4 protein-coding genes are annotated in these 6,259 nt (G+C 66.8%); 1 reads left to right on the top strand and 3 read right to left on the bottom strand.

Annotation, left to right across the window (positions count from 1 at the left end; genetic code table 11):
- Positions 1–246: 246 nt before the first annotated feature.
- Genes JW364_RS03765 through JW364_RS03755 form a run of 3 tightly spaced genes read right to left on the bottom strand, consistent with a single transcriptional unit; the run spans position 247 to position 4,745 of the window.
- Entirely contained in the window at positions 247–1,332 is a 1,086-nt protein-coding gene (locus JW364_RS03765; RefSeq protein ID WP_205332978.1) for an isocitrate/isopropylmalate dehydrogenase family protein, read from the bottom strand.
- Positions 1,332–4,112, bottom strand: coding sequence for a DNA polymerase I (gene polA / locus JW364_RS03760; protein ID WP_137808539.1), 2,781 nt, complete (start codon positions 4,110–4,112; stop codon positions 1,332–1,334). The genes JW364_RS03765 and polA overlap by 1 nt, the downstream gene beginning before the upstream one ends.
- A gap of 60 nt (positions 4,113–4,172) precedes the next feature.
- Entirely contained in the window at positions 4,173–4,745 is a 573-nt protein-coding gene (locus JW364_RS03755; protein ID WP_068972544.1) for a GNAT family N-acetyltransferase, read from the bottom strand.
- 260 nt (positions 4,746–5,005) lie between these two features.
- On the opposite strand from JW364_RS03755, the gene JW364_RS03750 reads away from it, so the two are divergent.
- Positions 5,006–6,259: a branched-chain amino acid ABC transporter permease gene (locus JW364_RS03750; RefSeq protein ID WP_068972545.1), complete on the top strand. Its 1,254-nt coding sequence runs from the start codon at positions 5,006–5,008 to the stop codon at positions 6,257–6,259.

Here is a 6,259-nt window from a genome sequence, read left to right as displayed (position 1 = left end):
ACCCGGCCGGGCCACGGTCTTCGTGTAGAAATCCGACACCGTTTCAGGGTCTCGGAGTGGTCACCGGCCGGGAAGGCTCACACAAACCAGCATCCCCTGCAGGACGCCGATCCACCCCCATTAGGGTTGGCGACGCATCTCACCAAGACCCTTCGTGACGGCCTCCGCAAGCTCCGGCCCCCTCAGGGAGCAGTAATCGGACCCGCTCCGAGCACAACGAATTTTTTCGTAGTCCGCTCGCAGAGCTCACCCCTCGACGATCCGCCGGACCACCGCGTCCGCGAACTCGGCGGTGGTCGCCTCGCCCCCCAGGTCGCGGGTCGCGGTGTGCGCGAGCGTCTCGGCAACCGCCGAGTCGATCCGGGCACCGGCCGCGACGAGGGCCGCGTCGTCGGTCATCTGCCCGTACCTCTGGAAACCCATGGCCACCGAGGCGATCATCGCGACCGGGTTCGCGATGCCGCGCCCGGCGATGTCGGGTGCGGCACCGTGCGACGCCTGCGCCATCACGCGGGACTCCGAGCTGTTGACCGAACCGGCGATGCCCAGCGAACCGGCGAGCTCGCCGGCGAGGTCGGACAGCACGTCGCCGAAGAGGTTCTCGGTGACGAGGACGTCGAAGTCCGCGGGACGCCGAACCAGCAGGGCCGCCATGGCATCGACGTGTTGCTCGGACACCTCGATCTCGGGGAACCCGGCGGCGATGTCGCGGCATGCATCCCGGAACAGGCCGGTGGTCATGCGCAGGACGTTCGCCTTGTGCACGATGGTCAACCGCGGCTGCCGGTCGGAACCCGCACGCTCGATCGCGGCGGCGCATGCGACTCGCGCGATTCGCTCCGACGCCGCGCGTGTGACGAGCCCGACCGCCAGTGCCACGTCGGGTGTCGGCATGAATTCGCCGCTGCCGACCGCCATGTTGCGATCGGCGTAGAAGCCCTCGGAATTCTCCCGCACGACCAGGACGTCCATGTCCGGCCGGAGCGCCGGAACACCCGGAAATGCCCGGGCGGGACGGAGATTGGCGAACAGGTCGTACCGGGTTCGCAGGACCGCTCCCGGCGTGCGGTCCCCATGACCCGGCGGGTACGCCGCCGAGTCGTGGGGGCCGACGATCCAGAAGCCGAGCTCGTCGAGGGCCGTCAGCGTCTCCGCCGGCACCGGATCGCCGTGCGAGGTGATCGCAGACAGCCCGAAAGGTAAGTGCTGCCAACTGATCTCGATCGATTCCGCACGAGCGGCAGCCTCGGCGATCGTCACCGCCGCCGGCACGATCTCGGGTCCGATCCCGTCCCCGACGAGGACTCCGAACTCTCTGTCCCGGTCACCCATCAGTGAGCTGCGTCGTCCCAGGAGCGTCCGAACCCGACCGACACCTCCAGCGGGACGGACAAGGTGATGGCATTGCCCATCTCCTCCCGGACAACGGCTTCGACGGCCTCCCGCTCACCCGAGGCGACCTCGATCACGAGTTCGTCGTGGACCTGGAGAAGTGTTCGCGACGTGAGCCCTTCAGCTGCGAGGCGCTTGTGGACGTTGATCATCGCGACCTTGATGATGTCGGCGGCGGTGCCCTGGATGGGAGCGTTGAGCGCCATCCGTTCGGCGGACTGCCGGCGCTGCCAGTTGTCGCTGTTCAGATCGGGCAGATACCGCCGGCGACCGAACAGTGTTGCGGTGTACTCGTTTCGACGGGCCTCGGCAACCACGTCGTGCAGATAATCGCGCACCCCGCCGAACCGCGCGAAGTACGCCTCCATCTGCTCCTTGGCCTCGTCGCGGCTGATCTTGAGCTGGGCGGCGAGCCCGAATGCGCTGAGCCCGTACGCGAGTCCGTACGACATGGCCTTCACCCGGTGACGCATCTCGGTGGTGACCTCGTCGATCGGCACCCCGAAGGCCCGTGACCCGACGAAGTTGTGGAGGTCTTCCCCGGTGTTGAAGGCCTCGATGAGGCCGGCGTCCTCCGACAGGTGTGCCATGATCCGCATCTCGATCTGGCTGTAGTCGGCGGTCATGAGGCAGTCGTAGGGCACACCGGTCGCGGTGTCGGCGCCGACGATGAAGCCCCGCCTGATCTCGCGGCCCGCCTCGGTACGCACCGGGATGTTCTGCAGATTCGGTTCGGTGGACGAGAGGCGTCCCGTCGCGGCGATCGTCTGATTGAACGTCGTGTGAATACGTCCGTCGTCCGCGACCGACTTCAGCAGCCCGTCGACAGTGACCTTCAGCCGCGTCGCGTCGCGGTGCTCGAGGAGGTGTGCGAGAAAGGGATGCTCGGTCTTCTCGTACAACGACTGCAACGCGTCGGCGTCGGTGGTGTAGCCGGTCTTGGTCTTCTTCGTCTTCGGCATGTCCAGCTTGTCGAAGAGAATGGTCTGCAACTGCTTCGGCGAACCGAGGTTGATCTGTTCTCCGATGACCTCGTAGGCCGCCTCGGCCGCGGCGCGGATCCGGTCGGCGAACATCCGCTCGAGGGCACCGAAATGGTCGACGTCGACGGCGATGCCCGCGGCCTCGGCATCGGCGAGCACGAACGACAGCGGCAGTTCCATCTCGGTGAGCAGCGGTTTGGAGTCGATCCGGTCCAGTTCCGTGTCGAGCGTGTCGGCGAGTTCCTGGACCGCCCGCGCCTCGAGCATGTGCTGTTCGGCCACCCGCCCGTCCGAATCGTCGTCGAGCAACGACATCTGGCCGTCGCCCGGGCCGCCGTCGGCGCGCAGTTCACGACGCAGGTAGCGCAGCGCGAGGTCGTCGAGGTTGAACGTCCGTTGTCCCGGTCGGACCAGGTAGGCCGCGAGCGAGGTGTCGCTGGTGACACCGTCGAGCTTCCAGCCGCGTGAGCGCAGCGCGTGTACGGCCCACTTCGCCTCGTGAACCGCCTTCGGCGCGGACGGGTCGGCGAACCAATCCCCCAGTGCCGCCTCGTCTTCGGGATTCAGCGCGGTCACATCGACATAGGCGGAGGTCCCATCGGCGGCCGCGATCGCCACCCCGGTCGGGTCCGCCCCGACCACGACATGCGGGGCGGTGACGGCGAGACCGACGCGACCGGTGCGCGCATGCTCGGTCAGCCATCCGGCGACCTCACCGGCACCCAGGACCGCGCCGTCGAGATCGAAACCTGCTTCCGCCTCGGGTTCGACCGAACTCAACGTCGAGAAGAGACGGTCCCGCAACACCCGGAATTCCAGGTCGTCGAACAGCTGGTGGATACGGTCCCGGTCCCACCCGACCATGGCCAGGTCGTCGGGGGACGTCGGCAGCTGCATGTCCCGGACGAGTTCGGTGAGCTGTCGGTTGGTCTGTACCGACGCCAGATGAGCGCGTAATGCGTCGCCGACCTTGCCCTTGACCTCGTCGACGTGATCGACGAGGGCCGCGAGCGACCCGTACTCGCGGATCCACTTCGAGGCGGTCTTCTCCCCGACTCCGGGGATACCCGGCAGGTTGTCGCTGGGGTCGCCGCGCAGCGCGGCGTAATCGGGGTACTGGGTGGGGGTGAGACCGTACTTCTTCTCGACCTCCTCGGGCGTGAACCGCGTGAGGTCCGAGACACCTTTGCGCGGATAGAGCACCGTGGTGGAGGCGTCGACGAGCTGCAGCGAGTCGCGGTCGCCGGTGACGATCAGGACCTTGTATCCGTCCTCCCGGGCCCGCGTCGCCAGGGTCGCGATGATGTCGTCGGCCTCGTAACCCTCGATGGCCAGCACCGAGACACCCAGCGCGTCCAGAACCTCTTTGGTGAGATCGACCTGGCCGTTGAACTCGTCCGGGGATTTGGACCGCTGCGCCTTGTACTCGGGATACATCTCCGACCGGAACGTCTTGCGTGAGACGTCGAAGGCCGCGGCGATGTGCGTGGGCTCCTCGTCGCGCAGCAGGTTGATCAGCATCGAGGTGAAGCCGTAGACGGCGTTGGTCGTCTGGCCCGAATGGGTTTTGAAGTTCTCCGCCGGGAGCGCGAAGAACGCCCGGTACGCCAGGGAGTGCCCGTCGAGCAGCATCAACACCGGCTGCTTGGTCTTGCCCTTGGCTCCGGGTGCCGCCTTGCCCGTCGATCCGGTGGCCTTGGCTGGGGTCGTTGCCGGGGAACTCTGCGCTGGACTCACAATCGCCGAGTCTAGTGACCGCCCCTGACACAGCCTGCCGGACTCCTCACACTCGGCCTCTCACGGGAGGGGCCGGTACATGGACCACACCTTGGGGCCGTCGAGCGGCAGTTCGAACTCCTCGGTCACGCCGAACCCGAATCGCTCGTAGAGGGGCACGTTGCGGACGTTCGAGCACTCGAGATAGGCGGGCCCGTCGATCTGCTCGAGTCGGTGCCCCAGCAGGGAGGTGCCCACTCCTATCCCGTGCACCGGCGCCCCGATCTGACCGAGGTACCAGTGCGGCTCCTTGGGACGTCGTTTGCCGAACTCCTCCTCGAGCTTCATCCCGCGGCTCATCCGCGAGCCCATCGCCCGGAAGAAGCCGACCATCGACACCATCTGCGACAGGGCCGAGACCTTGTGGCCCGGGGGATCCCAGGCGGCGGCACCGACCGGTTGCCCGTCACGCATCGCGAGATCGAGCGTCGAATTCGGGCCGTGGCTGTACTTGAGCAGGGTGCGGAACATGATGAGGTGCCGCGCCGTGTCGGGCTGCATCCAGACCGTCACCGGGTCGTCGGCGAAGGCCTGCGCCAGGAGCGATGCGGCGAGTTCGACGTCTGAGGTGGTGGACACGCTGACCGGGACCATCGGACCAGCGTACGACCCGGATCGGGTCTCCGACAGCACATCGCGACTTCCCGACGTGGCCGCACCCGCGAGAAGTTACCTCCGGGAAACGTCGTTGTCGCCACGTGGTGACGACGCTGGCGCTAATGTCCCGCAGGGTGACATCGCAACGCGCCGGCACCACGCCGCAGACGCCGCCACGATGTGCTCTCGACGACCGTCCCGATCACGAGAGCCATCCGTCTGGCCACCTTCCACCGATGCGCCGGTCGGCGATCGCGATGCTGGTGTTTCTCGCCGCGTCGATGCTGTTAGGGCTGTTCGGCGCCTCCCCGGCCGCGGCCGCGCCCGGCGACTCGGTCCGCGTCTTCGGCGTGCTGCGCAACGGTACGGACAAGGTCGCCGGCGTCGAACTCGAGGCCAAGGACGCGTCCGGAACCGTTGTCGGCACCGCGACCTCGTCGGCCACGGGTGCGTGGTCCATCAACGTGCCACCCGGCCAGTACACGATCGTCATCAACACCGACTCACTCCCCGACGGCGTCGAGGTCCAGAAGGCGGAGCTGCCCGTCGACGTCAGCGGTGGCACCGCGCGACCGGTCATCTTCTCCTTCGGCGATGTCCGCACCGGCACCGAGGTGTCGGCAGTCTCCGAGCTGACACGGCTGGCCATCGACGGCATACGGTTCGGCTTGATCATCGCGATCACCGGCGTCGGTCTCAGCCTCATCTTCGGCACGACCGGGCTGACGAACTTCGCGCACGGCGAGTTGGTGACGCTCGGCGCGGTGATCGCATGGGTGATCAACGTCAAGCTCGGCGTCCAGCTGATCCCGGCGACGATCCTGGCGGTGATCGTCGGTATCGGTATCGGCATCCTCAACGAGCTCGGTCTGTGGAGACCGTTGCGAAGACGACGAACCGGGCTGATCGCCATGCTCGTCGTGTCGATCGGCCTGTCGCTGGTGCTTCGCTACCTGATCCTGATCTTCTTCTCCGATCGCGCCGAACCGTTCGACGACTATCAGGCACAGACCCAGATCGGTTCGGGTCCGTTCGCGATCACACCGGTCAACCTGGCCTGCATCATCATCAGCATCGTGGTCCTGCTCGGCGTCGCACTGCTGTTGCAGCGCACCAGGATCGGCAAGGCCATGCGAGCGGTCGCCGACAACAAGGATCTCGCCGAGTCGTCGGGTATCGACGTCGACCGGGTCATCTTGTTCGTGTGGGCCCTGGCCGGCGGTCTGGCGACGCTCGGCGGCGTGATGTTCGCGCTCTCCGAGCTCGGCGGCCGGGTGCAGTGGGAGATGGGCTTCAAACTGCTCCTGCTGATGTTCGCCGGCATCACACTCGGCGGCCTCGGCACGGCCTACGGCGCACTGCTCGGGTGTGTCATCGTCGGTCTGCTGGTCCAGTTGTCGACCTACATCCTCAGTCCGGACCTGAAATACATCGGCGGGCTGCTGATCCTGATCATCATCCTGACCATCCGGCCCCAGGGCATTCTCGGATCTCGAGCGAGGATCGGCTGA

It is taken from the genome of Gordonia sp. BP-119, assembly GCF_016924115.1.
Taxonomy (GTDB): Bacteria; Actinomycetota; Actinomycetes; order Mycobacteriales; family Mycobacteriaceae; genus Gordonia; species Gordonia hongkongensis.
This window is presented reverse-complemented; position numbering and strand designations above follow the sequence as displayed.